The organism is Streptomyces sp. NPDC048001 (genome assembly GCF_043203115.1).
GTDB lineage: Bacteria > Actinomycetota > Actinomycetes > Streptomycetales > Streptomycetaceae > Streptomyces > Streptomyces sanyensis.
Genome location: NZ_JBIDBN010000011.1, coordinates 273,856 through 298,109 on the forward strand (window position 1 = coordinate 273,856; position 24,254 = coordinate 298,109).

9 protein-coding genes are annotated in these 24,254 nt (G+C 76.4%); 6 read left to right on the forward strand and 3 right to left on the reverse strand.

Annotated features, from left to right (window positions below; all coding sequences use genetic code 11):
- Nucleotides 1–221: 221 nt before the first annotated feature.
- Nucleotides 222–6,782 carry an amino acid adenylation domain-containing protein gene (locus tag ACGF15_RS22015; protein WP_392801218.1) on the reverse strand — a complete coding sequence of 2,187 codons (6,561 nt, stop codon included), beginning with the start codon at nucleotides 6,780–6,782 and terminating at the stop codon, nucleotides 222–224.
- Nucleotides 6,779–10,198, reverse strand: coding sequence for an amino acid adenylation domain-containing protein (locus ACGF15_RS22020; RefSeq protein ID WP_392801260.1), 3,420 nt, complete (start codon nucleotides 10,196–10,198; stop codon nucleotides 6,779–6,781). The genes ACGF15_RS22015 and ACGF15_RS22020 overlap by 4 nt, the downstream gene beginning before the upstream one ends.
- 284 nt (nucleotides 10,199–10,482) lie before the next feature.
- Between ACGF15_RS22020 and ACGF15_RS22025 the strand changes: the two genes are divergently transcribed.
- Nucleotides 10,483–12,117 (forward strand): AMP-binding protein, encoded by a 1,635-nt coding sequence (locus ACGF15_RS22025; RefSeq protein ID WP_345614251.1) that lies wholly within the window; start codon nucleotides 10,483–10,485, stop codon nucleotides 12,115–12,117.
- A 305-nt stretch (nucleotides 12,118–12,422) separates the two neighbouring features.
- Here the strand turns inward: ACGF15_RS22025 and ACGF15_RS22030 are convergent, their stop codons facing one another.
- The gene (locus tag ACGF15_RS22030) at nucleotides 12,423–13,442 is read right to left on the reverse strand and encodes a ferritin-like domain-containing protein (RefSeq protein ID WP_392801221.1); all 1,020 of its coding nucleotides are present in this window, start codon (nucleotides 13,440–13,442) and stop codon (nucleotides 12,423–12,425) included.
- Between the two features lie 307 nt (nucleotides 13,443–13,749).
- On the opposite strand from ACGF15_RS22030, the gene ACGF15_RS22035 reads away from it, so the two are divergent.
- The 5 genes from ACGF15_RS22035 to ACGF15_RS22055 all read left to right on the forward strand — a co-directional run bounded on the left by ACGF15_RS22035 (nucleotide 13,750) and on the right by ACGF15_RS22055 (nucleotide 24,232).
- Nucleotides 13,750–14,463 carry a thioesterase domain-containing protein gene (locus tag ACGF15_RS22035; protein WP_362610176.1) on the forward strand — a complete coding sequence of 238 codons (714 nt, stop codon included), beginning with the start codon at nucleotides 13,750–13,752 and terminating at the stop codon, nucleotides 14,461–14,463.
- Nucleotides 14,464–14,581: 118 nt separating this feature from the next.
- Nucleotides 14,582–15,547 carry a TauD/TfdA family dioxygenase gene (locus tag ACGF15_RS22040; protein WP_362610179.1) on the forward strand — a complete coding sequence of 322 codons (966 nt, stop codon included), beginning with the start codon at nucleotides 14,582–14,584 and terminating at the stop codon, nucleotides 15,545–15,547.
- Nucleotides 15,548–15,778: 231 nt separating this feature from the next.
- Nucleotides 15,779–22,633 (forward strand): amino acid adenylation domain-containing protein, encoded by a 6,855-nt coding sequence (locus ACGF15_RS22045; protein WP_392801226.1) that lies wholly within the window; start codon nucleotides 15,779–15,781, stop codon nucleotides 22,631–22,633.
- A 118-nt stretch (nucleotides 22,634–22,751) separates the two neighbouring features.
- Nucleotides 22,752–22,964 (forward strand): MbtH family protein, encoded by a 213-nt coding sequence (locus ACGF15_RS22050; RefSeq protein ID WP_345614246.1) that lies wholly within the window; start codon nucleotides 22,752–22,754, stop codon nucleotides 22,962–22,964.
- 110 nt (nucleotides 22,965–23,074) lie between these two features.
- A complete protein-coding gene (locus tag ACGF15_RS22055) occupies nucleotides 23,075–24,232 on the forward strand; it encodes a glycine amidinotransferase (RefSeq protein ID WP_345614245.1) in 1,158 nt (385 codons plus the stop codon).
- Nucleotides 24,233–24,254 lie beyond the last annotated feature (22 nt).

Here is a 24,254-nt window from a genome sequence, read left to right on the forward strand (position 1 = left end):
GTGCGGTCCGCGCAGCGGGTGCCGGGCCGCGTGTCGGTACCCCCTGGACCGGCCGAGCAGGGTCCCGGCCGTCCTGGTCCAGGGGCGGTGCGGTGGTGCGGGTCCCGCACGAGGTGCGCGGGCGTGCGGGGCGCTCTCGGGGGAGCGGTGGTGCGGGGGCGGGCCGGGGCCCGGCGGCGCGGGCGGGCCGGAGCGGCGCCGGGCCCGCCCGCCGAGGCGTCTCAGCCCCCGTCGCGCCAGTCGGCGGCGAACGCATCCAACTCGTCCGCGCCCAGCTCGATCAGGGGCTCCTCCGCCGCGTCCCCGTCCGGATCCGCCCCGGGGTCCGGGGTCCGCTCCCGCACGGCGACCGCGAGTGCGGCCACCGTCTTGTGGGCGAACACCTCGCGCGGGGACAGGTCCAGCCCCTCGGCCTGGGCCAGTGTCACCAGCTTGATCGAGCTGATCGAGTCGCCGCCGAGGTCGAAGAAGCTGTCCTCCGCCCCGACCGCGTCCAGCTCCAGGGCCTTCGCGAACAGCGCGCACAACTGCTCCTCGCGCGCGGTCCGCGGTGCCCGCCCGCCCTCCGGGCCGGCGAACTCCGGTGCGGGCAGCGCGGCCCGGTCCAGCTTGCCGCTCGGGGTGGACGGCAGCCGCTCCAGCACCACGACGGCCGCCGGGACCATGTGCTCGGGCAGCGCCGCGGCCGCCCGGGCGCGCAGCGCCCCCGGCTCCGGCCGGGCGCCCGGCCGCGGGGCCGCGTACGCCACCAGCTGCCGCAGCCCCGGCCGGTCCTCGCGCACCACGACGACCGCCTGCGCCACCGACGGGTCCCGGGCCAGCACCGCCTCCACCTCGCCCGGCTCGATGCGGAAACCGCGCACCTTCACCTGGTCGTCGGCCCGGCCCAGGTACTCGAGGGCCCCGTCCCCGCCGCGGCGGGCGAGGTCGCCGGTGCGGTACATGCGCGACCCGGGCGGGCCGAAGGGGTCGGCCGTGAACCGCTGCGCCGTCAGTCCCGGCCGCCGCAGGTAGCCGCGGGCCGGACCGTCGCCCGCCAGGTACAGCTCCCCGGGTGCACCGGGCGGCACCGGGCGCAGCGCCCCGTCCAGCAGGTACACGCGGGCCCCGGTGACGGGAGCGCCCAGCGGCGGACGGCACCGGCCCTCCAGCGGGGCGCTCATGGTCGCCATGACGGTCGCCTCGGTCGGGCCGTAGGCGTTGACCATCCGGCGTCCGGCGGACCAGCGCTCCACCAGGTCCGGCGGGCACGCCTCGGCGCCGACGACGAGGGTCACCCCCTCGGGAAGGCCCCCCTCCGGCACGACGGCCAGCGAGGAGGGCGGAAGCAGCAGCAGCGTCACCCCCAGGCGCTCCACCGCGGCCGCCAGCGCGGGCCCCGGCAGCAGCTCCTGCGCGGGCGCGGTCACCGCGGTCGCCCCGGTCAGCAGCGCGGTCGTCCACTCCCACACGGAGGCGTCGAAGCTCGGGGAGGCGAACAGCAGCACCCGCTCCTCCTCGCGCAGCGCCAGCCCCGTGCGCTGCTGGTCGACCATCGCCCCGATGCCCGCGTGCGGCACCGCGACCCCCTTGGGCAGCCCGGTGGACCCCGAGGTGTAGATCAGATAGGCGGGATGCAGGGGGTGCAGGGGCGCGGTGCGTTCGGCGTCCGTCAGCGGCTGTGCCGACCGCCCGGCGCCCAGCGGGCCGTGCTCGCCCAGGAGTTCGGCCGGATCGCCGTCGAGCAGCAGCACCGGTGCGGCCCCCGCCCCCGCGGGCAGCGAGGGCGCCCCGCCTCCGGTGACCACCAGGGCGGGCGCCGCGTCGCCGAGGATGTGCCGCAGCCGCTCCTCGGGGTAGGCGGTGTCCAGCGGCAGGTAGGCGGCACCCGCCTTCAGCACCGCGAGCACGGCCGCCAGGAAGGCCGCGGACTTCGGCAGCGCGACCGCCACCACGTCCTCCGGCCCCACTCCGCGCTCGGCCAGCACCCGGGCCAGCCGGTTCGCGAGGGCGTCCAGCTCCGCGTAGGTCAGCCTCCGCCCGTCGTCGTCCACCGCCACGGCCCCGGGCCGGGCCCGGACCTGCTCCTCGAACAGCTCCGGGACGGTCGCCGGGGCGCGTCCCGGCGCGGGCCCGGCCGCCGCGGCCGCGAGCGCCTCGCGCTCGGGGTCCGTGAGCAGGCCGATCCGCCCGAGCGGTGTCTCCGGGTCGGCCAGGAACCCCTCCAGCACCCGGCGCACCCGGGTGAGCAGGGCGGCGCACTCCCCGGCCGTGAACAGGTCGGAGCGGTAGCTGAGTTCCAGCCCCAGCCGCTCTCCCGGAGACACCACCAGGCTGAGCGGGTAGTGCGAGGCGCCCGGCACCGGCTCGTCGTCCACGGAGATCCGCAGCCCGGGGACGAGCTCCTGGATCGCGGCGCCGTCCAGCGGGGTGTTCTCGAAGCCGACGACGGTGTCGAAGAGCTCGCCCGCCCCGACCAGCCGCTGCACCTCGGTCAGCCCCAGGTACTGGTAGGGCAGCAGCTCCGCCTGCTGCGCCTGCAGGTCCGCCAGCACCCGGCCCAGCGGCCGCGCGGCGTCCAGCCGCACCCGCACGGCCACCGTGTTCATCAGCAGACCGACGATCTCCCCGGCACCCGGCAGCTCCGCCGGACGGGCCGCGGTCGTCGCCCCGAACACCACGTCGTCCCGCCCCAGCAGCAGCCCCAGGGACACCGCCCAGGCGCCCTGCACCAGGGTGTTGAGGGTCAGCCCCGCCGCCCGGGCCGCGGCCGACAGCCGAGCGGTGTCCTCGGCCTCCAGATGCGCGGTCACCAGGTGCGGCACGGTCGCCGCGGCCGCCTCGGCCTCCGGCGCGACCAGCGCCGGCTCCTCGAAGCCCGCGAGCGCCCGGCGCCAGGCGTCGGCGGCCCGCTCCCCGTCCTGGGCGCCCAGCCAGCGCAGGAAGTCCCCGAACTGGGCCGCGGCCGGGGCGCCCGGCGCCCCGCCCCGCGCGTACAGGGCGAACACGTCCCGGAAGAACAGCGGCAGCGACCAGCCGTCCAGCAGTCCGTGGTGGTGCGAGACGACCAGCAGGTGGTCGTCCTCGCCGAGCCGGACCAGCGTGGCCCGCAGCAGCGGCGGTTGCGCCAGGTCGAAGCGGCGGTGCCGCTCCTCGTCCAGGAGCGCCGCGAGGCGCTCCCGGCGCTCCCGCTCGCCCGTCCCGGACAGGTCCACCTCCCGCCAGGGCACCCGGACGTCCTCGTGGACCGCCTGGACCAGGCGCCCCGAGCCCAGCAGCGTGAAGGAGACCCGCAGCGCGTCATGGCGGGCCACGGCCCCGTCGAGGGCCGCCCGCAGCACGGCGGGGGACAGCGCGCCCTGCAGGCGCAGCGGCGCCTGGGCCGTGTACACGTCCACCCCGTCGGCCGCCAGCAGCGCGTGGAAGTGCATGCCCTGCTGGAGCGGGGTCAGCGGCAGCACCTCGGAGACGCCCCGCCCCCGCGCGTCCAGCTCGGCGGCCTCCTCCTCGCCGAGGACGAGCAGCGGGCCCCGCTCCTCGGGTGCGCCGTCCGCGCCGTCCGGCTCCTTGGGGACCTCCCCGGCGGCCCGGGCCAGCCGTGCGACGGTCCGGTGGACGAAGACGTCCTTCGCGGACACCGCCAGCCCCGCCCGATGGGCCCGCGCCGCCAGCTGCATGGCCGTGATCGAGTCGCCGCCGAGGTCGAAGAAGCTGTCGTCGACGCCGATCCCGGACTGCCCGAGCACCTCGGCGAACACCTCGTGCAGCGCCCGTTCGCGGTCCGTGCCGGGCGCGCGGTGGACGCCCCCCGCGCGGAAGGAGGGCTCGGGCAGCGCCCGGCGGTCCACCTTGCCGTTGGCCGTGAGCGCGAAGGTGTCCACCGCGACCACCAGCGCCGGGACCATGTACGAGGGCAGCCGCTCCGCGACCGCCTCGCGCAGCGCGGCCGCGTCCACCCGTGCCCCGGCCGCGGGCCTGACGTAGCCGACCAGCCGGCGCACACCCGAGGGGTCCTCCGCCACGGCGGCGACGGCCTGGCCCACCGAGGCGTCCGCGGCCAGGGCCGCCTCCACCTCGCCCAGCTCGATGCGGTGGCCGCGGATCTTCACCTGGAAGTCGGAGCGGCCGCAGTACTCCACGGCCCCGTCCGCGCGCCGCCGCCCGAGATCGCCGGTGCGGTACATCCGGGACCCCGCCGGGCCGAAGGGGTCGGCCGTGAAGCGCTCCGCGGTCAGGCCCGGCCGTCCCAGGTAGCCGCGGGCCACCCCCTTGCCCGCGATGTACAGCTCGCCGACCGAGCCGTCGGGAACGGGGCGCAGGAACCCGTCGAGCAGGTACACGCGCGTGTTGTCGGCCGGGGAGCCGATCGCGGGCCGGTCCAGGGCCCCGCCGTGCCACAGCATCGCGTCCACCGTGCACTCGGCCGGGCCGTAGAGGTTGTAGACCGACAGGCCCTCGGCTGCGCCGAGTTCGGCCCACAGGTCCTCGCCCACCTCCTCGCCGCCGAGGGCCAGCACCCGCACCCGGTGCCGGCCGTGCGCCGCCTCGAACATGCCCGCCGCCAGCATCTGGCGCGCCACCGACGGGGTGGTGTCGAGCACGTCGACCGACTCCCGCGCCGCCTGGGCGACCAGCGCCACGGCGTCCCGGCGCACGGTGTCGTCCACCATGAACAGCTCGTGCCCGGCCACCATCCACAGCAGCTGGCTCCAGGAGGCGTCGAAGCCGAGGGAGTTGGTGAGCGCCGCCCGCAGCGTGCGGCCCCCGGCCCGGGCCTGCTCGGGCTCGAAGAGGTTCACCCGGTGGCTGTGGAACATGTTGACCAGGTTGCGGTGCTCCACGGCGACGCCCTTGGGGCGCCCGGTCGAGCCGGAGGTGTAGATCACGTAGGCGAGGTGGGCGGGCCGCAGGGGGGCGGTACGGTCCGCGTCGCCCAGGTCCGCCTCCAGTGCCTCCGCGTTCAGCGCCTCCGCCTCCAGCGCCTCCGCCTCCTCCGCCGAGGGGCGCGTCCGCTGCGTCCGCGGCTCCGGGGCGTCGAGGAGCAGCACCTTCGCGCCGTCCGGCAGCGAGGCGGCGGTGTCCCCGGCGGCGAGCACCACCGCCGGGCGGGCCTCGTCGAGGACCGCCGCGATCCGCTCCGCGGGGTGGCCGGTGTCCACCGGCAGGTACGCGGCGCCGGACTTCAGCACGGCCAGCACCGCCACCACGGCCTCCACCGTGCGCGGCAGCGCCACGCCCACCGCCCCGCCCGGCCCGGCGCCCTCGGCGACCAGCCGGCGCGCCAGCCGGTTGGCGCGGGCGTTCAGCTCGGCGAAGGTCAGGTGCGCGGTGCCGTCGGACACGGCGCGCGCCCCCGGGGCCGCCCGCACCTGCTCCTCGAACACCTCGGGCAGGGTGCGCGGGTCGACCGGGGCGGTCCGGCCGCAGGCGGCGCGCAGGAACTCCGCCCGCTCCTGCCGGCTCGGCAGCGGCAGCCGCCCGGCCGGGACCTCCGGGTCGGCGGCGATGTCCGCCAGCACCCGGCACAGCAGCTCCAGCACCCGGCGGGCCGCGTCGGCGGGGACGGCGTCCTCCCGGTGGTTGAGCTCGAAACGCAGCTCCCGGCCGGGGTGCACCGCCAGGCTCAGCGGGTAGTGGGTGCCCTCGAAGGCCTCGTCCACGGCGTCGCGCAGGATGCCGACGGCCAGGTCCGGGATCCGCGCGCCGCGCACCGCATGGTCGACGGGGACGTTCTCGAAGGCCACCGTGGTGTCGAACAGCTCGGTGGCGCCGACCGCGCGGTGGATGTCCGCCAGGCCCAGGTAGTCGTGGCGGGTCAGGGCGCTCTGCTCGCGCTGGATCCGCTCCAGCAGGGCGGCCACCGGCTCGGCGGGGTCGAGGACGACCCGGGCCGGCACGGTGTTCATCATCAGGCCCACCATGCGCTCGCTGCCCGGCAGTTCGGGCGGACGGCCGGCGACGGTGTTGCCGTAGACGACGTCCTCGCGGCCCGTCAGCACACCCAGCACCAGCGCCCAGGCGCCCTGCACCACGGTGTTCAGGGTCAGTTCGCGGGCCCGGGCCACGGCGGTCAGCCGCTCGGTCTGCTGCGCGGTCAGCTCGCCGACGACCCGCTGCTGCCCCCGGTCCGAGCCGCCGGTGCCGGTGCCGCCGGCCACCAGCGTGGGACCCTCGACCCCGGCGAGCGCGGCCCGCCAGGCGCGCTCCGCCTCCCCGCGGTCCTGGTCGGCGAGCCAGGCCAGGTAGTCCTGGAAGGACGCGGGCGGCTCCAGGCCGTCGGCGGAGCCGCCGTCCCGGTAGATGCGGAACAGGTCCGCCAGCACCAGCGGCAGCGACCAGCCGTCCAGCAGGATGTGGTGGTTGGTGAGCACCAGGACATGGCGCTCGGCCTCCAGCCGCACCAGCAGGAACCGCAGCAGCGGCGGCTTCGCCATGTCGAAGCGCCGCGACCGGTCCTCCGCCAGCAGCCGGGCGAGCCGCAGCCGCCGCTCCTGCGCGCCGAAGCCGGAGAGGTCGGCCTCGTCCCAGGCGGGTTCCACGGAGCGGGCCACGGCCTGCACCGCCTCGCCGTTGCGGCGCCGCAGGAAGCCCGCCCGCAGGCTGACATGGCGTGCGGGCAGGGCCGTGCAGGCGCGGCGCAGCAGCCCGGTGTCGAGCGGGCCGGTCAGCTCCAGCGGAGTCTGCACGGTGTAGAAGTCCACCTGCTCGGCGTCGGCGTCCCCCTCGTCGAAGAGGGCGTGGAAGAGGATGCCCTGCTGCAGGGGCGAGAGCGGAAGAACCGCTTCCAGGGATGTCTGTCTCACGGTGTTGTCCCCCACTGGGCTTCGAGCTCGTCGAGTTCGTCGGCGTCGAGCCGCACCAGGTCCTCGGCGCGGCGGGTGCCCGGCTCCGTCGGGGCGGCGGCGTCCGCCGCCGCCTCCGCCAGCCGTGCGATGGTCTTGTGGACGAAGACGTCCTGCGCGGTGACGGCGAGCCCGGCCCGGTGGGCGCCGGCCGCCAGCTGCATGGCGGTCACGGAGTCGCCGCCGAGGTCGAAGAAGCTGTCGTCGACGCCGATCCGGGGCTGCCCGAGCACCTCGGCGAACACCCCGTGCAGCGCCCGCTCGCGGTCCGTGCCGGGCGCCCGGTAGACGGCGGCCGCCTCGAAGGCGGGCGCGGGCAGCGCACCGCGGTCCACCTTGCCCGCGGGGGTGCGCGGGAAGGCGGGGAGCACGACGACGGCCGCGGGCACCATGGAGGCGGGCAGCCGCTCCGCGAGGTACGCGCGCAGCCGCGCGCCGTCCGCGCCGGGTGCGGTACCGCGGCCGTCCGCGCCGGGTGCGGTACCGCGGCCGTCCGCGCCGGGTGCGGTGCCGCCGCCGTCCGTGCCGGGTGCGGTGCCGCCGTCGTCCGTGCCGGGTGCGGTGCCGCCGCCGTCCCGCCCGTTGCCGTCCGCGCCGGGTCCGGTGCCCCCGGGGCCGCACGCCGGTGCCTCCGGCGGGGCCAGCGCGTAGGCCACCAGGTGGCGCAGCCCGGGCCGGTCCTCGCGCACCAGGGCGGCCGCGGCGGCGACGCCCGGTGCGGCGGCCAGCACCGCCTCGACCTCCCCGAGTTCGATGCGGTGCCCGTGCAGCTTCACCTGCCCGTCGGCCCGCCCGAGGTAGGTCAGCCGGCCGTCCGCGGTCCGGCGGGCGAGGTCCCCCGTCCGGTACATCCGCGTGCCCGGGGCCCCGAACGGGTCGGCCACGAAGCGCTCCGCCGTGGTGCCGGGCCGCCCCAGATAGCCCCGGGCGAGCCCGTCGCCGCTCAGGTACACCTCCCCGGCCGCACCCGGCGGCACCGGCCGCAGGGCCGGGTCCAGCAGCAGCACCCGGCAGCCGGGCACCGGACTGCCCATCGGGGGCACGGCCCGCCCCTGCAGAGGGCCCGTCTGCGTGGCGATCACCGTCGCCTCGGTGGGCCCGTAGGCGTTCACCATGTGCCGCCCCGGCGACCAGCGGGCCACCAGCTCCGCGGCGCACGCCTCGGCACCCACCACCAGCGCGAGGCCCTCGGGCAGCCCCCCGGGCGGCACCGCCGCCAGCGCCGAGGGCGCCAGCAGCAGGCAGTCGACGCCGAGTTCGGCGACCAGCTCGGCCAGCGGCGGCCCCGGCGTGAGCCGCTCCGCGGGGGCGACCACGGCCGCCGCCCCGGTCAGCAGCGCGGTGGTCAGCTCCCACACGGAGGCGTCGAAGGAGGGCGAGGCGAACTGGAGCACCCGCGAGGGCGGGGCCGGGCGCAGCCGGTCCCGCTGCGCCGCCACCAGCCCGGCCAGGCCCGTGTGGGTGACGACCACGCCCTTCGGGCGGCCCGTCGACCCCGAGGTGTAGATCACGTACGCCGGGTGCTCCGGCCGCAGTGGGACCGGCCGCTCCCCGTCCCCGGGGCCGGTCCCGGACAGGCCGCCGGGGAGCGGTTCCTCCTCCCCGTCCGGGGCGCCCCCCTCGGCGTCCGCGTACAGCCGCGGCACCCGCGGGGCCAGGTCCGGGTCGTCGGCCGCCCGGGCGGTCAGCATCAGCAGCGGGGCGGTGTCGTCGAGCATGGCGGTGATCCGGGCCCTCGGGTAGGCCAGGTCCACCGGCAGGTACGCCGCCCCCGCCTTCATGACCGCCACCACCGCCGTCAGATACGCCTCCCCCCGCGGCAGCGCGACGGCCACCAGGCGCTCCGGGCCCGCGCCGCGGGCCCGCAGCACCCGGGCGAGCCGGTCGGCGCGGGCGTTCAGCTCCGCGTAGCTGAGCACCCCTTGGGGGGACACCACCGCGGGCGCCGAGGGCGTGCGCCGCACCTGGGCCTCGAACAGCGCGGGGAAGGTCCGGGGAGCGGGCGCCTCCGTACCGGCGCCCGCCGCCCGGAGCGCCTCGGCGCGCTCCTGCTCCGAGGCGACCTCCGTCCGGCCGATCGGCTCGTCGCCGGGCGCCGCCAGGAAGCGGCCCAGGAACTCCGTGAAACGCAGCCGGTGGGCCAGCAGCTCCTCCGCGGTGTACCGCTGCGGGTTGGCCTCGAACTCGACCCGCGCCCCGCGGCCGTCCGGACCGGGGTGGCAGGTGATGTTGAGATCGGTCACCGGACCGCCCGACAGCACATGGAGCACGGCGTCCCGGCCGGTGAAGGCCGTCTCCGAACCCGCGGGCATGATGTTCACCAGCACCCCGAACATCTGCTCGTCGGTGCCCAGCAGCCGCTGGTCCCGCCGCAGTTCGTCGTACGGGTAGCGCTGGTGCACCAGCAGCTCGCCCAGCGCCCGGGCCGCCTGCCGGACCAGCTCCGTGCGGCCGGTGGCGGGGGCGAGGGACAGCCGCAGCGGCAGCGTGTTGGAGAGCATCCCGGGGACGGTGCGCGAGCGGGTGCCCACCCGCGCGGTGACGGGCACCCCGAGCGTCAGGTCCCCGGCGCCCGTCATCCCGTGCAGATACGCCGCGACCGCCGCGTACAGCACCACCGTCCACGGCGCCCGCGCCTGGCGGCCCGCGGCGTGCAGCGCCCGCAGCTGCCCGGCGGACAGCTCCCCCGACGAGGACAGGGCCCGCCCGGCCGGCCGGGTCGGCACCCCGGGGGCCGGGCTGGCCGCCTCGGGCCGGTCGGCGAAGACGCCCGCCCAGTACTCCCGGTCCGCCGCGTACGCCGTGGAGGCCCGGTACTCCGCCTCCTCGGCGAGCAGTTCCCGCAGCGTGCCGAGCGGTTCGCCCGACGGCTCCCGGCCCGCGGCCAGTGCCTCGTAGCAGGCGGCGATCCGCCGGGAGTGCAGCACCGAGCCGAAGCCGTCGGACAGGACGTGGTGGCTGCGCTGGTACCAGAACCAGTGCTCCTCGCCGACCCGCATCAGCCAGTGCCCGGAGAGTTCGTCCGCCAGCAGGTCCAGCGGGGTGGTCCGGTCGCCCTCCACGACCTGCCAGGCGGCGGCCACCGGGTCGGGCGCGCCGCGCAGGTCCACCTCCCGCCAGGTCGAGCAGCCCGGTGCCACCGGCCGCTGGTAGAGCCCGTCGGCCCGCTCCACCAGCGCGACGTCGAAGCTGCCGCTCTCGCCCTCGGCCACCCTGATGGCCCGTCGCAGCAGCTCCCCGTCCACGGCCCCGCGGATCTCCATCACCGCCACCGTGTTGTACGCCGGGTCGTCCGGGGAGCGGCGCTGGGCGTGGAAGACACCGCGCTGCGCGGCCGTCAGCGGAAGCAGTGCGTCCTCGGCATGGCGTGGTGGCATCAACTCGTAACCGCTCTCGTGCACGACGACGGATCGGGAGGGTGGAGCCCGCTCGGGCCGCGACCCCGGACCCCGTCCGATGCTGCAACGGCCCACCGGCGGCCACCAGGCAACCGACCGGCAATCGGGGGTGCGGCCGAAGTGCCGCCCGGACCGGGTGAGTTACCGGCCGCCTGCCTGGCGCACACCCCCCGCCCGCCGGAAGCTGGCACCGAGCCGGGTACGCCGGAACCGCCGGTGTGTGCACCGGCCTCCGCCGTGACCACCCGGAGAGGACGAGGACGTTGGCAATCCCGGACCGGGGCCTGCTCGACTGGCTGGACGAGGCGTCCGCCGAGCGGGGCCTCTCCTACGCGAACCGCGACGACGACTGGGACTTCGTCTCCTACCGCGAGCTGGCCTCCCTGGTGCTGCGCACCGCGGCGGCGCTGCGGGCCCGCGGCGTCGGCGACGGCGACACCGTCGCCCTGGTGCAGCGCTCCAGCCCGGGCTTCGCCGCCGGGTTCTTCGGCGCGCTCGCCGCGGGGGCCACCCCCTGCTCCCTCGCCCCGCCCTTCGCCTACCAGCGTGCCGACGACTACGCCCGGCACGCCGGGCACCTGCTGGCCGCGGTCCGCCCGCGGGCCGTCGTCTGCGACGACGAGTCGCTGGAACGCATCGCCAAGCTGTCCGCGGACGCGGGGCTCGACGCGCCCGTCACCTTCGGTGCCCTGGTCGAGGGGGTCGAGCCCCTGCCGCGCCCCCTGCCGCTGCCCGCGACCGCGCTGGTGCAGTTCACCTCCGGATCCAGCGGCCACTCCCGCGGTGTGCGGATCTCCGAGGAGGCGCTGCGCACCAACCTCACCGGGATGCGCCGCTGGCTGGGCTGCCGCCCGGAGCTGCCCGCGGCCAGCTGGCTGCCCGTCCACCACGACATGGGGCTCGTCGGCTTCCTGCTGAACGTCGTGGTCACCGGCTTCGACGGCTGGATGATGCAGCCGGACGACTTCGTCCGCTCCCCGCTGCGCTTCCTGCGCTGCCTCAGCGAGCGCCGGATCGCCATGACCGCGATGCCCAACTTCGGTCTCTCGTACATCCTGCGCCGGGTGCGCCCCGCCGACCTGGAGGGGCTGAGCTTCGACGCGCTGCGCTGCGTGATCATCGGCGCGGAGCGGGTCGACCCCCGGGTGCTGGAGGACTTCCACGCCCTCCTGGGCCCGCACGGTCTGGACCGGGGCGCCCTGCTCCCCGCCTACGGCAGCGCCGAGGCCACCCTCGCGGTGACCGGCCTGCTCCCGGGGGAGGGCTGGTCCGCCCGGGAGCCCGACGACAGCGACGCCGCCGCCCTCGCCGGGACGTCCGTCGTCGGCTGCGGCCGCCCCCTCGAGGGGCGCACGGTCTCCATCCGGTCCGAGGACGGCTCCGAGCTCCCCGAGGGCCAGGTCGGCGAGATCGTCGTCGAGGGGGTCTCGATCGCCGACGGGTACGTCGGCGACGCCGGCTCCGCCTCGGGCACCAGCCTCGGCGAGGGCGGGCTGCGGACCGGCGACGCCGGATTCCGGCGCGCGGGCCAGCTGTTCGTCATCGGGCGCCTCGGCGACGGCCTGAAGGTCAACGGCAAGATGGTCTTCGCCGAGAGTCTGGAGACGCTGCTGCACCAGCGCGGCCTCCCCGAACGCCGGGTCGCCGTGCTGCTCGGCGTGCGCGAGGGCGTGCCGACCGGTGTGGCCGTCTTCGCGGGGGTGCAGGACGGCTGGCGGGAGACCGCCCACGAGGTGCTGGCCGAGTGGCTGCCGGGCGCCGAACTGCTCTCGGTGGAGGTGCCCCGGGGCGGCATCGCGGTCACCTCCAGCGGCAAGCCGCGGCGCCGGGTGATCTGGAAGGCGGTCTGCGCCGGCTGGTTCTCCGAGTCGACCCGGGCCCTGGCCCCGGAGGGCTGACCGGGCGCCGCCCCTCGGCGGCCCCGCCCCGCACCCGGTCCGCCGGGGCGGGCGGGGCCCGTCGCCGTCCGGCCCGCCCCGCCGGGAACGGGCCTTCCCCCGGGCCCGTCGCGCTCCCGCACGCAGCCGGTCCTGCCCGGACCGGCCGAGCGCCCCGGACCGGCCGAGCGCACGGGACCGGCCGAGCGCACGGGACCGGCCGAGCGCCCCGGGGCGGAGGCCACCGTGCCCGCGCACGCAGATACCGGCCGCCCGCGCATCGGGGGGTGCGCGGACGGCCGGGGCCGGGGGAGGGCGGGGAGGGGTCAGCGGGTGGCGGCCATGATCTCCGGGCGCACCAGGTTCTCGTCCAGCAGCAGCCGCTTGACCTTCTCCGACAGCATCCCCAGCTGCCGCAGCACATGGATCACCTGCTGGAACAGCATCTGCCGGTAGGTCGCCATCATCGGGTTGGTCCGCGCGAAGCGCAGGCCCGCCTCCACGTCCAGCTCCATCCGCTCCCACACCTCGCGGAGCATGAACCGCCGCGACATCAGCCGGATCGACTCCAGCAGGAAGTCCTCCCGGTCCTTCAGCTCCGCCGCCGTCACCTCGTTGTACATGCCGGTCAGAGCGGTGACGCCGAAGGCGATGTGGCGGGCCTCGTCACTCGCGACCATCCGCGTGATCTGCCGGATCACCGGATCGCCGAACCCGCTGCTGGCCAGCCGCAGTCCGGTGATCGCCAGCCCCTCCACGACCACCTGCATCCCCAGGTAGACGATGTCCCAGCGGGACTCCGACAGCAGGTCGTGCAGCAGCCTCTGCAACCCCGGGTTGATCGGGTACACCGTCCCGAGCTTCTCGTCCACGTAGCGGGCGAACGCCTCCACGTGCCGGGCCTCGTCGGCGACCTGGGAGGCCGCGTAGGTCTTGGCCTCCATGTCCGGGACCGTCTCCACCAGCCGGGCCGTGGTCACCAGCGCGCCCTGCTCGCCGTGGAGGAACTGGCTGCACATCCACGCCTGGTACTCCCAGCGGAAGGCGGTCAGCAGCTCCCGCGGCACCGGGCTGCCCTCCCCGACGACGAAGGAGGCCAGCCGTGCGCCGTTCTCCTCCGACAGCTCGGCCCCGAAGTCGACCTCGTGGTCCCAGTCGATGTCGGTGGTGGCGTTCCACTGGTTGAGCTTGTTCTTCTCGTAGAGGCTCCAGACCCGGCCGTCGCGCTTGCCGTAGTCCCAGTTCAGGCAGGCCCGGAAGCGCGCATCGACCTCCATCAGATCCGCCGTGACGGCGTCAAGGGTGAAGAACGTCGCGTCGGCTGTCTCTTCGGGAACAGCGGTCATCGGTGGCGATCCCCTCGGGCACGGGAAGAGAAGGGCAGTCAGGACTCGGGACTGTCGCCAGCGATCCTCGGGCGCGGGCGGGCGCGGAAGCCAGGCAGGCCCCGGGCAACTGGGCGGCAGCCCGGTTGCCGGTCCCCGTGCCTGGTCCCGCCGGCCCCGCGGTCCCACCATGTCCCCCGGAGCGCCGCGGGGCCACCGCCCCGACCACGCGCCGGCCGACGAAAGGACCGGGATGCGAACCCCTGCCGCAGCACGACCCTCCGACTCCGGGCGCACCCCCGCGCGGGGCGCGGACAGTCCGTGGATCGTGGGACGGGTCACCGCACCGGCCGCCCGCCTCAGGCTGTTCTGCCTGCCCCAGGCGGGAGGCAGCGCCGCCTCGTTCGCCCCCTGGCGGCTCACCCCACCCGCCCGCATCGAGCTCGCCACCGTCGAACTGCCCGGGCGCGGGGTCCGCGGGGCCGAGCCCCTGCCCCCGACCGTCGAGGAGCTGGCCGATGCCGTACTCGACGGCATCACCCCCGAACTGGACATGCCCTACGCCGTGTTCGGCCACAGCTTCGGCGCGCTCCTCGGCTACGAGCTCACCCGCCGCATCGCCGCCCGGGGGCTCACCCCGCCCCTCGCCCTGTTCGCCTCCTCCTCCCGCGCCCCGCACGTCCCCGTGGCCAAGCGGATCACCGGCCGCGACGACGAGGGCCTGCTCCGGTGGCTGGAGGGGTTCGGGGGCTTCCCCTCCGAGCTGCGCTCCTACCCCGCCTACCTGCGCTACGCCGTGCGGACCGTGCGCCAGGACCTGGCGCTCACCGAGGCGTACCTGGCCCCCGGCCCCGGGCCGGTCGCCTGCCCGCTCCACGTCCTCGGCGGGAGCGGGGACCCGCTGGTCGGTGCCGAGCAGCTGGACCGCTGGCGGGACGTGGCGGGCGGCCCCTTCAGCCGGACCCTCCACCCCGGCGGGCACGACCACCCCTTCACCGGCGCGCCCGGAGTCCTCGCCCGGATCGGCGCGGTACTGGCCTGACCCGGGCCGGACCGGCGGCCGCGCCGGGCCCGGTCCCTCCGCCGCCCGGCCCGCCCGCGCCCCGGCACCCGCTCCGCCCACCTCCGAACGCCCGACCGCTGCCAGGGAGTTGCCCACCGTGAACGTTCTCAACGGAATCCCGCTCGTCGAGGCGGACGGCGCCGAGCTGGGGGACTTCCTCCGCACCCGTGCCCCGTCCGTGGAGGCGGCCCTCGCCGAGAGCGGCGCCGTGCTCGTCCGGGGCGCGTCCGGCGACGGCGTCGGCGGCTTCCAGCGCGCGCTGGACGCCCTCGGCTTCGCCCCCCTGGAGTACACCGAGCGCTCCACCCCGCGCAGCGAGGTGGGCGACGGGGTCTTCACCTCCACCGAGTACCCCTCCCGCGAGGTGATCCCCCAGCACTGCGAGTCCTCCTACGCGGGCGCCTGGCCGGGGCGGCTGGCCTTCCACTGCGCCGTCCCGGCGGAGAGCGGCGGCGCGACGCCGGTCACCGACGTCGCCCGGGTGCTGGAGGACATCCCGCCGGAGATCGTCGAGGCCGTCGACCGGCGCGGACTGCGCTACGTCCGCAACTACGGCAGCGGCATCGGGCTGGACTGGCGCGAGGCGTTCCAGGCCGGCAGCCGCGAGGAGGTCGACCGCTTCTGCCGGCTGGCCGGGCTGGAGCACCGCTGGCTGGACGACGACTGCCTGCGCACCACCCGCCGGGCCCCCGGGCTGGCCGTGCACCCCCGCACCGGCCGCCGCATCTGGTTCAACCACCTGCTGCTCTTCCACCAGTCCTCGCTGCCCGGCACGCTGCGCACCGACCTGGTCGGCCTGTTCGGCGAGGACGGGCTGCCCAACGACGTCCTCTTCGGCGACGGGGAGCCCGTCCCGGACGACATGGTCGCCGCCGTCCGGGACGCGTTCGACCGCCGCGTCCAGCGCTTCGACTGGCGCCTGCACGACCTCATGGTGATCGACAACATGCGCTGGTCCCACGGCCGGGAGGCGTTCACCGGCGACCGCCGGGTGCTGGTCTCCATGTCGGACCTGATCACCCGGGCCGACCTGACCCAGCCGGACCGCCCGGCGCCCCGCTGACCACCACCCGCCCCACCGGCAACCCGGCCCCGCCCACCGCCCGGTGCGGGCAGGGAAGCTGCCGGTCGGCTGCCTGGTACGCCCCTCGGCACCCGAGCCATCATCACCGACGTGGCCGAAGCGGCCGAGGCGGCCGAAGTCCACGCGGCCGGTTGCCGGTCGCCCGCCTTCCGATGTCCGGCGGCCCGCTCCCGCAGCGCGCACGCCGACCGTCCCGGGGAAGACAGACCTGTGAACGAAGAGCCCCAGTCGCCCATCGAGTCCGCGCTGCCCCTCACCCCGCTCCAGGAGGGCATGCTCTTCCACGCCCTGTACGACACCGAGGCGGTGGACGTCTACACCGTCCAGGCCCCCTTCGAGCTGCGCGGCCCGGTCTCGGCGGGGGCGCTGCGCGCGGCCTGCGGTGCGGTACTCGCCCGGTACGGGGTGCTGCGGGCGGGGTTCCGCCAGCGCGCGGGCGGGCAGCCGGTACAGCTGATCCGCCGCACGGTCGACACCCCCTGGACCGAACTCGACCTCTCGGCGGAGCCGGCGCCTGACCGCCGCAAGGGACTCCTCGCCTTCCTGGAGGAGGAGCGGCTGCGCCGCTTCGACATGGCGGCTCCTCCGCTGATGCGCTTCGCCCTGGTGCGCCTCGGGACGGACCACCACGTCTTCGTCCTGACGTACCACCACATCCTGCTGGACGGCTGGTCGGTACCGCTGGTGCTGCGCGACCTGTTCGCCCTGTACGGGCGCCAGGCCGGACTCCCGGCCCCCGAACCGGCCGATCCGCCCGCCGACTTCACCGACTTCCTGCGCTGGCGGGCCCGCCGGCGCACCGGCGAGGCCGAGGACGCCTGGCGCCAGGCGCTCGCGGGACTGGCCGGACCGACGCTCGTCGCCCCCGGTCTGCCGCACGGCGGTTCCGGAGGGATGCCCGGCCTCACCCGCCTCACCCTCTCCGAGGACGCCACCCGGCGGCTCACCGCGGCGGCCCGGCGCCACGGACTGACCCTGAACACGGTCGTCCAGGGGGCCTGGTCCCTGCTGCTCTCGCTGCTCACCGGCCGCGAGGACGTGGTCTTCGGGCAGACCGTGCACGGCCGGCCGCCCGGACTGCCGGGCGCCGAGGCGATCGTGGGACTGCTGATGAACGCCGTCGCCGTCCGGGTGCGCATCGACCCCGCGGAGTCGCTGGCCGCCTTCCTCGGCCGCATCCAGGACGAGCAGCTGGCCCTCGCCCCGCACCAGCACCTGGGGCTGACCGACGTCCGCCGGCTCACCGGTCTCGACACGCTCTTCGACACTTCCATCGGCTTCGGGGACACCCGGTTCGACCGCGAGCCGCTGCCCGAGTGGGTCCCCGGCCTGCGCATCGCCCCCCTCACCGAGGACTCCGCCGACCGCCCGGCCGGCACCGACGGGGACGGCGAGGGGCCGGGCGAGATCAGCGGGGCCACCCACCACCCGCTGAGCGTCTTCGCGGTGCCCGGCCGCCGGTTCCGCCTGGACCTCAGCTACGACAAGGAGGCGTACGGCCCCGCCGAGCTGCGGCAGATCCGCGACCGGCTGCGGCTGCTGCTGGACGCCTTCGCCGCCGACCCCGAGACCCTCGTCGGACGGGTCCCGCTGCTCACCGGCGCCGAGCGGCAGCAGGTGCTGGAGCAGTGGAGCCGCCACCCGGGCACCGGACCCGCCCCGGCGGCCTCCGGTGCCGCGCCCGCCCCCGCCCACCCCGCCACCGTGCTCGCGCGCTTCGAGGCGCAGGTGGCCGCCACACCCGCCGCGCCCGCCGTCGCGGACGGCCGGGACCACCTCGACTACCGCTCCCTCGACGCCGCGGCCGACCGCCTCGCCCGCCTCCTGCTGCGGCGCGGTGTGCGGCGCGGCGACCTCGTCGCCGTGGCCCTCCCCCGGGGGACGGAACTGGTCGCCGCGCTGCTCGGCATCTGGCGGGCGGGCGCCGGGTACCTGCCCCTCGACCTCGGCCACCCGGACGAGCGCATCGCCTTCATGCTGGCGGACGCCGCGCCGTCGGCGGTCCTGTGCGAACAGGCCGCCCACCCCGCCCTTTCGGGCCACCGGGCCGCCGTCGTCCCGCTCGGCGACCCGGCGACCCGCGCGGAGGTGGCCGCCCTGCCCGCCGGCCCGCCCGAGGACGCCGAGCGCGGCGGCCCGCTCCACCCCGCGGACCTCGCCTACGTCATCTACACCTCCGGGTCCACCGGGCGCCCCAAGGGGGTCGCCGTCGAGCACCGCACCGTGGACCGCTACCTGTCCTTCGCCCGCGCGGCCTATCCGGGGCTCTCCGGACAGGCCCTCGTGCACTCGCCGCTCTCCTTCGACCTCACCGTCACCGGGATCCTCGGCCCGCTCACCGCGGGCGGCCTGGTGCGCCTGGTCGACCTCGACGACTTCGACGCCCCGGCGGGCGCCGCGGACCGGGCGGTCTCCTTCGTGAAGGCCACGCCCAGCCATCTCCCGGTCCTGGAGGCCGCCGACCCCTGGTACTCGCCCACCGGCGAACTGGTCCTCGGCGGGGAGCAGCTGACCGGCGAGGCCCTCGCCGCCTGGCGGGCCCGCCACCCGGGGACGGTGGTCGTCAACGAGTACGGCCCCACCGAGGCGACCGTCGGCTGCATGGAGCACCGGATCGAACCCGGCGACCCGCTCCCGCAGGGTGCGGTGCCGATCGGCCGCCCGGCGCCCGACGCACGGCTGTACGTCCTGGACGCCTGCCTGCGCCCGGTGCCCCCGGGAGTCCCGGGCGAGATCTACATCGGCGGCGGGATCCTGGCTCGCGGCTATGTCGGCCGTCCCGGGACCACCGCCGCCCGCTTCGTCGCCGATCCCTTCGCCGCCCCCGGGGCGCGGATGTACCGGACCGGAGACCTCGCCTGGTGGCGACCCGACGGGACCATGGTCTACGGCGGCCGCACCGACGACCAGGTCAAGCTCAGGGGCCACCGCATCGAGCTCGGCGAGGTCGAGGCCGCGGTGGGCGCCGTCCCCGGTGCCGCCCGCGCCGCGGCGGCGGTCCGCCCCGACCGGCGGGGGACGCCGCGGCTGGTCGCCTACGTGGTGCCCGAGCCCGGCGCCGCACCCGGCCCCCGCGCCCTCGCCGACCGGGTCGCCCGGCGGCTGCCCGGCTACATGGTGCCCTCGGCGTATGTGACGCTCCCCGGCCTCCCCCTGACCCCCAACGGGAAGGTCGACCGGGCCGCCCTGCCCGACCCCGGCCCCGAGAGCTGGACGGCGCCGGACGCGGACGCTCCGGCGACCGTGGCCCCGGACGCGAGCGCCGCCGCTCCTCCCGCCGGACCCGAGGCCCTGTCCGCCCCGGGTTTCGCCTCCGGTTCCGCCTCCGTTCCGCTCCCGTCCGCCCCGCCCGCCGACTCTGGACCCGGTTCCGCCTCGGACTCCGCCGTCTCCGGTGGAGAGCCGGTGGTCTCGGTGCTGGTGAGGTTGTTCGGTGCGGTGCTGGGTGTGGAGGGGGTGGGTGCGGAGGATGACTTCTTCGCGTTGGGTGGGGATTCGATTCTGGTGATCCAGTTGGCGGCGCGGGCGCGTGAGGCGGGTGTGCGGTTGACGCCGAAGCTGGTGTTCGCGCATCGGACGGCGTCGGCGCTGGCGGCGGCGTTGGCGCCGGTGGCCGGGGAGGCCCCGGCGCCCGCCGCGGAGGGGACCGCCGCCCCGGCCCCCGCTCCCGGGCACGCTCCCCCCTCCGACTCCGCCGTCTCGGTGCTGGTGGGGTTGTTCGGTGCGGTGCTGGGTGTGGAGGGGGTGGGTGCGGAGGATGACTTCTTCGCGTTGGGTGGGGATTCGATTCTGGTGATCCAGTTGGCGGCGCGGGCGCGTGAGGCGGGTGTGCGGTTGACGCCGAAGCTGGTGTTCGCGCATCGGACGGCGTCGGCGCTGGCGGCGGCGTTGGCGCCGGTGGCCGGGGAGGCCCCGGTCCCCGCCGCGGAGAGGGCCGCCGCCCCGGCCCCCGCCCCCGGGCACGCCCCCGCCCCCGCCCCGGCCGCCGCCACCGTGCCCGCCACCCCGATCATGTGCTGGCTGCGCGAACAGGGCGGCGCCATCGACGCCTTCCACCAGTCGACACTGCTGCGCGTACCCCCCGCCCTGGGCCTCGACCGGCTCGCCCATGCCCTGGAGGCGGTGGCCGAGCGCCACCAGGCGCTGCGCGCCCGCCTCCAGGACGACGGCTCGCTCGCCGTCGACCCCGTCCGCCCGGAGGCCCTGCGCGCGGCAGTCCGCCGCATCGACACCTCGGGGCTCGCCCCCGGGGCGCTCCGCGACAGGATCGCCGCCGCGGCCGAGGAGGACGCCGACTCCCTCGCCCCCCGACAGGGCGCAATGGTGCGGCTCAGCTGGTTCGACGCCGACGCCGACGCCGACGCCGACGCCGACGCCGACGCCGCCCCCGGGCCCGGCGGCCCGGCCACCGGCGCCCGGCAGGGGCGGCTGCTCGTCACCGTCCACCACCTCGCCGTGGACGCGGTCTCCTGGCACATCCTCCTCACCGACCTCTACACCGCCTGGGAGTCCGCGGGCCGTGTGGCGGCCCCGCGGCTGGACGCCGTACCGCTCCCGCTCGACGCGTGGTCCCGCGCCCTGCGCGCCGAGGCCGCCGCCCCGGCAGCGCTCGCCGAACTCCCCTACTGGAAGCGGCTGCTCCGGGCGCCGCACGCGACCGTCGCCGGCGCCCGCCTCTCCCCGTCCAAGGACATCCACGCGACGGCCGGTGAACTCCGGCTCACCCTCCCCGCCGAGACGACCGCCCCCCTGCTGACGACGGTCCCGGCCGCCTTCGGCACCCGTACCCACGAGGTCCTGCTCACCGCCCTCGCCCTCGCCCACACCGCCTGGCGCCGCTCGGACACCGGCTCCGGCACCGCACTGCTCGTCGACGTCGAGGGCCACGGCCGCGAGCAACTGGCCGACGACACCGACCTGTCCGCGACCGTCGGCTGGCTCACCACCCTCCACCCGGTCCGGGTGGACCCCGGCATCCCCGACTGGGACCCCGAAGGCGACCCGGCCGACCTCCGGCTCGGCGACGCCCTGCGCCGGGTCGCCGCCGAACTCGCCCGGGTGCCCCGCCGCGGCCTCGGGTACGGCCTGCTGCGCCACCTCAACCCGGACACGGCGCCCGATCTGGCCGCCCTGCCCGCCCCCCGGATCGGCTTCAACTACCTCGGACGCGGCGGCGCACAGGACACCGGAGCCGACTGGAGCGCCGCCCCCGAGGCGGACGCCCTCCCCCTCGGCGCCGACCCCAGGATGCCGATGGCCCACGCCGTCGAGGTCAACGCCGTCGTCGAGGAGCACGAGGACGGGCCACGCCTGAGCGCCCACTGGCTGTGGGCGGGGCGGCTGCTGACCGCCGAGGAGGCGGACGAACTCGCCCGCCTGTGGTTCGCCGCCCTCGGCGCCCTCGTGGCGCACACCGCCGCCGCGGCCCCCGCCGGGACGGCCTCCGCCACCCCCGTCCTGCCGCAGGACGCGGCCGACGCGGACCCCGGGGAACTCGACCGGCTGACCGCCCGCACCGGTCTGCCCGTCGCCCGGCTGCTGCCGCTGACCCCGCTCCAGGAGGGCCTGCTCTTCCACGCCCGCTACGACAGCCGCGACCTCGACGTCTACAACGTGCAGATCACCCTCGCCGTGGAGGGGCCGCTGCACGCCGAGCGCTTCCGCACCGCCTGCGACGCCCTGCTGCGCCGCCACCCCGCGCTCCGCGCCGCCTTCCTCCAGCTGCGCTCCGGCGACCCGGTCCAGGTCGTCCCCCGCGAGGCGGCCATGCCGTGGACCGTCCACGACCTGTCCGGGCTGGGGGAGGAGGAGCGCCGGGAGCGCGCGGGGGCCCTGCTGGAGGCCGACCGCCGCCGGCGCTTCGACCCGGCGCGCCCGCCGCTGATGCGCTGCACCCTCCTGGCCCACGGCGAGGAGCGCCACACCCTCGCGCTGAGCATGCACCACCTCCTCGTCGACGGCTGGACCACCTCCCTGGTCCTGCGCGACCTGCTCGCCCTCTTCGACCACGACGGGGACGGCACCGCCCTGCCGCCGCCCGCGGACTACACCGCGTACCTGCGCTGGCTCGCCGACCAGGACGCCGAGGAGGCGCGCACCGCCTGGAGCGGGGCCCTCGCGGGGCTCCGGGAGCCCACGCTGCTCTGCCCCGGTGCGGACACCGCCCGCGTCGCCGCCCTGCCCGAGCGCGTTCCCGTCGACCTCACCGAGGCCGAGACCGCGGCCCTGCTGGACGTCTCCCGCCGCCACGGCGTCACCCTCAACACCCTGCTGCGCGTGGCGTGGGCGCTGTGCCTGCAGCGGCGCACCGGCCACCGGGACATCACCTTCGGGGCGACCGTCTCCGGGCGCCCGGCGGAGCTGCCCGGTGTCGAGGAGATGGTGGGCCTGTTCATCAACACCGTCCCGGTGCGGGTCCGGTTCGACGCGGCGGAGCCCGTGGCCGGGCTGCTGGAGCGGATCCAGGGCGAACACGCCGAGCTGCTGCCCTACCACCACCTGGCGCTGCCGGAGATCCAGCGGGCGGCCGGCCTCGGTCCGCTCTTCGACAGCTGCGTCGTGGTGGAGAACTACCCGACGGCCGCCTCGCACCCCGGTGAGGAGCCCGACGACGGCCTGCGGCTCTCGGGCGTCTCCGGCCACGACGCCTACCACTACCCGCTCAAGCTGATGGCGGCCCCCGGCACCGAGCTGCACCTGGAGGTCAGCCACCGCCCCGACCTGGTGGGCGCCGGGACGGGACGGGCCGTCGCCGCCGACCTCCGGGAGCTGCTGACGGAGCTGCCGGGCGCACTCGCCGTCCCCACGGAGCGCTTCCTGCGGCCCGCACCGGGCCCGGCCCCCGGGCAGCTCGTCGAGCGGCTGCGCGAACTCGTCGCGGAGGTGCTCCGGACCGGCCCGGTCCGGGCCGACGACGACGTCTTCGACCTCGGGTGCGACTCACTGGGCGCCCTGCGCCTGGCGGGGCGCATCGAGGCCGAGCTCGACCGGGCCGTCGACGTGGCGACCGTCTTCCGCTGCCGCACCGCCCGGGCCCTCGCCGCCGCCCTCGCCCGTCCCGCCTGACCACCCGTCCCGCCTGACCGCCCGCCCGCCCGACGCCCCGCCTCCTCCCACGACCTCCCGCCCCGGGCGCTCCACCGCCCGCCCGCTCCACCGCCCGACCAGGAAGGAACCTGCCACCGTGACCAACCCCTTCGACAACGAGGACGGCACCTTCCACGTGCTCGTCAACGCCGAGCGCCAGCACAGCCTCTGGCCCGCCTTCGCGGCCGTGCCGAGCGGCTGGGAGGTCGCGGTGGCCGACAGCGACCGACAGGTATGCCTCGACTACATCGAGCAGCACTGGACCGACATGCGTCCCGCATCCCTGGCCGACGCGACCGGGACGGCGTGACCCCCGCCTCCCCGATCGCCCTGGGCCGTGCAACGGATCGCCGGATGGACCTCGCGGGCGTGCACGGAACCTCTCTCGAACCACTGCCACTACAGATGGGTGACCGTGCCATGCCTCACGACCCGGCGACGCCCCAGGACTCCCTGGCCGTCAACTCCTGGAACGAGTGGGACCCGCTGGAGGAGATGATCGTCGGCTCGGCCGACAACGCCTCCTTCGAGCCGACCGAGCCGGGCAGCCGCCCGGCGATCCGCAACCGCCCCGAGACGCCGTTCCCCACGGGCCCCAAGTCCCAGGAGGCCGTGGACCTGGCCAACGAGGAGCTGGCCGGGCTCGCGGACCTCCTCCGGTCCCAGGGCGTCACCGTCCGCCGCCCCGGGCCGCACGACTTCTCCGCCCCCGTGCGCACCCCCGACTTCGAGGTGGAGAACCAGTACTGCGCCGTCTGCCCGCGCGACGTCATGATCACCATGGGCAACGAGATCATCGAGGCCACCATGTCGCGGCGGGCCCGCTACTTCGAGTACCAGCCCTACCGCAAGCTGGTCTACGAGTACTGGAACTCCGACCCCCGCGTCGGCTGGACCACGGCCCCCAAGCCCTCCATGGCCGACGGCATGTACCGCGAGGAGTTCTGGGACTGGCCCCTGGAGAAGCGCCACGAGCGGATGCACTCCTTCGAGTTCTGCGTCCACCAGGACGAGGTGGTCTTCGACGCCGCGGACATCAGCCGCCTGGGCCGCGACATCCTCGTCCAGGAGTCGATGACCACCAACCGCGCCGGTGTCCACTGGCTGAAGCGCCACCTGGAGCCGCGCGGCTTCCGCGTGCACGCCGTCCACTTCCCGCTGGACTTCTTCCCCTCGCACATCGACTGCACCTTCGTGCCCGTGCGCCCGGGCCTGATCCTCACCAACCCGGACCGCCCCCTGCGCGAGGGCGAGGAGGCGATGTTCCTGCGCAACGACTGGGAGCTGGTGGACGTCCCCGAGCCCGTGCTCGGCAACCACGAGATGCCGCAGTACTGCCAGTCCTCGAAGTGGCTGTCCATGAACGTGCTCAGCATCTCGCCGACCAAGGTCGTCGTCGAGGAGCAGGAGAAGCCGCTCCAGGACCTGATGGCCAAGCTGGACTTCGAGGTCTTCACCGTGCCCTTCCGCAACGTCTTCGAGTACGGCGGCTCCCTCCACTGCGCCACCTGGGACGTCCGCCGCCGCGGCACCCGGGAGGACTACTTCCCGGACCTGGACTACCGGCCCCTGGTGTGACGGCTCCCGTCCGCGGGGCCGT